The organism is Phaeobacter sp. SYSU ZJ3003 (genome assembly GCF_041300735.1).
In the GTDB taxonomy this organism is placed as follows: Bacteria; Pseudomonadota; Alphaproteobacteria; order Rhodobacterales; family Rhodobacteraceae; genus Phycobacter; species Phycobacter gallaeciensis_A.
In genome coordinates this window covers 1-2,669 of record NZ_PXNU01000117.1, presented here as the reverse complement: position 1 = coordinate 2,669, position 2,669 = coordinate 1, and the positions used below count along the sequence as shown (strand labels likewise).

Sequence of the window (2,669 nt, the reverse complement as noted above, 5' to 3'; positions counted from 1 at the left end):
CCGATGCCGCGACGTAGAATCTCATCCTGATTGTCGCTAGCGTCTCACCCAGATTGACGCGCTATAGACGGGCATGCGGGTGAACGAAGCTTTGTCTCTTGATCAGCAGGATGTCGATCTTGACCGTGCCGTGTTAACGCTCAGAAACACGAAGAATGGTAAAGATCGGCAGCTGCCCGTCAACGGTGACACCGCCCATCGGCTCGCCCACTATGCCGAGTTGCGGGATCGGCTGGTCGCGCACCAGTCGTCGGCGTTCTTCATCAAAGAAGATGGCGAACCGGCGGGAGATTGCGGGGCACGCTACAACTTCGCGCTGGCCTGCAGAAACACCGGCCTACGATCCCCGCAATCCTTCAACCGACACGGCAATGGGCCACGCATCCATGATTTGCGGCACACATTTGCCGTCCACACCATCCTGGACTGGTTCCGCGATGGCCTGGACATCGAGGCCGAAATGTACAAGCTCAGCACCTATCTCGGCCATTCCGAGCCAAAGCACACATTCTGGTATATCGAGGCCGTGCCCGAGCTGATGCAGTTGGCCGCGGCGCGGGCCGAACGACGGGTACTGGAGGGTGCATCATGATCGCGACCTATCCATTGCCCATCTACGTGCAACGGTTCTTCACCGAGCGGCTGTTGACCCAGATGCAGGCCAGCCCAAACACGATCGCCAGCTATCGCGACACCTTCCGGCTCTTGCTGAAATACGCGACAGCAGAGACCAGGTTGCCGCCGACTGAGCTGCATGTAGCCCACATCGATGCCGACATCATCGGGCGGTTCTTGACCTTTTGCGAGGAGGAACGCGGCAACAGCGCGCGAAGCCGGAACACGCGGCTAGCAGCGATCCGTTCGTTCTTCAAATATATCGCGGGCTGTGAACCCCAGTTGCTGCATCATTGCCAGAAGGTGCTGGCGATGCCGTCCAAACGGCACGAAAAACGCGTCGTGGACTTCCTGACCCGTGACGAGATGGAGGCCTTGCTGAAGGCACCTGACCAGACGACCTGGTTTGGGCGGCGCGACCGCGTTCTGCTTCTCACAATGCTCCAAACCGGCTTGCGTGTATCAGAGGTGATCGGCCTTCGCGTTGGCGATGTCGAGCTTGGCACCGGAGCGCACCTCAGGTGCATGGGCAAGGGCCGAAAGGAACGCGCAACACCGCTTCGTGCGGATAGTCGGGATGCTTTGAAAGCTTGGCTTGCCCAGATTGACGTCGGCCCCAGCGACCCCTTGTTTGCGACGATCCGGGGCGCGTGCTTGAGCCGAGACGCGGTTGAACGGATCGTTCGGAAGCACTCGGCCACCGCCGCCTTGACCAGTTCGACGTTCAGATTGAAGTGCGTCACCCCCCATGTCTTGCGCCATACCACCGCAATGCAGCTTCTGCAGAGCGGTGTTGACCGAACAATCATTGCTCTCTGGCTGGGTCATGAATCGGTCGAGACGACGCAGGTCTACATCCACGCCGATATCGAACTGAAGGAAAGAGCGATGGCCCTGACGAAGCCGGTCAACAGCTCGGGCGGACGCTATCGACCGGGAGATGAACTGTTGGCCTTCCTCGAAGCGCTCTGAATTATGCCGACATGCCGCGCCGATCCGACCGCAACGCAACTGGTCCTGCAGATCGGCGCGGCATAATCCGAACCTCGGCATTATGGGCCTTATGCCGATGTCGGCATAAGGCCCATGCCACGAAAGCCCCGCATCGACTGAACCGCGATTTTGGTCTCTCGAAGTTCGGCAACACCTCTTACGCACGCGAGGAGATCGTCGCGGAATTGACCTCTGTGTTCCTGGGTCAGACGCTCGGCTTCACGGCGCATACGCTGGAGATGAATGCCGCCTACCTCCACAACTGGTTGCGCGTCCTTCGGTCGGACAAGGGCGCGATCTTCAAGCACGCCGCGGATGCGCAGCGGGCCTGCGACTATCTGATAGCCAGATCGGAGGTGGGCAGGGCAGGGGGCAGCGCCGAAGCGGCCTGACCACAGGGAGAACGGAGAGGTCCATGTCACGCAAGGAACCCAAGACGCTGCGGGTGGCCTGCTTCGAAGACGGCCGCCGCAAGATCATCACCTTCAAACGCGGTGCCTATTGGCGGAGCCCGTCCGAGGGCGCGTATCCGCTTTCGGCAGCGCTCGAGAGCATCACGGACCAGGGCGGCTGGATCGAAACCATCCCCAACCCGAATTACAGACCCAAAGGGCTGTTCGGGTAGGGCGCCTTCGGCCTCGATTCATCCGCCAAGCGGAAAAGAAAAAGCAGGCTTTGGGAAGGGTGTTTCAACTTCTCAAAGGAGAGCCCGATGATCATCATCGCACAAACCCAGCCAGACCGCCCTGATCCGAGTGTGATCGCGGCGCAGAACGACGCGTTTCGCAAGCTCGTGTGCCTCGGGGTGCCGCCAGAGCAGCCCATCCAGGGCCGTATGCATGTGACCCGCTCGCTCATGGAGGCCAGCGATGGCTTCATGGCCGAGGCGGTGAAGGCAACCGGTGAGTTTGCCACATTCGAGCCGGAGAATGACCCCGAAGGCTGGCACGATTTCGGCGCGGTCGAGATCCGGTGCGAGACCGTGTTCTGGAAGATCGATCTGCATGAGGAAATTACATTTTCAAGTCCTTTTCTTTCTGTGCAACGCTGGTTTGGCTCCT

Annotated in this window: 4 protein-coding genes and 1 pseudogene; all 5 read left to right on the top strand. The window is 60.0% G+C overall.

Annotated elements, in window-relative coordinates; all coding sequences use genetic code 11:
* Positions 1-73: 73 nt before the first annotated feature.
* On the top strand, positions 74-592 hold the full coding sequence (locus C6W91_RS20895; RefSeq protein ID WP_370571575.1) for a tyrosine-type recombinase/integrase: 519 nt from the start codon (positions 74-76) through the stop codon (positions 590-592).
* Positions 589-1,587 carry a tyrosine-type recombinase/integrase gene (locus tag C6W91_RS20890; protein WP_370571574.1) on the top strand — a complete coding sequence of 333 codons (999 nt, stop codon included), beginning with the start codon at positions 589-591 and terminating at the stop codon, positions 1,585-1,587. Before C6W91_RS20895 ends, C6W91_RS20890 begins: the two co-directional genes overlap by 4 nt.
* A 110-nt stretch (positions 1,588-1,697) precedes the next feature.
* Positions 1,698-2,000: pseudogene (locus C6W91_RS20885) on the top strand (zincin-like metallopeptidase domain-containing protein); the annotation flags it as partial.
* 23 nt (positions 2,001-2,023) lie between these two features.
* Positions 2,024-2,233, top strand: a complete 210-nt coding sequence (locus C6W91_RS20880) for a DUF6330 family protein (RefSeq protein ID WP_370571573.1) — start codon at positions 2,024-2,026, stop codon at positions 2,231-2,233.
* Positions 2,234-2,320: 87 nt separating this feature from the next.
* The coding region (locus C6W91_RS20875) for a DUF3768 domain-containing protein (RefSeq protein ID WP_370571572.1) at positions 2,321-2,669 on the top strand (349 nt) is incomplete at its 3' end.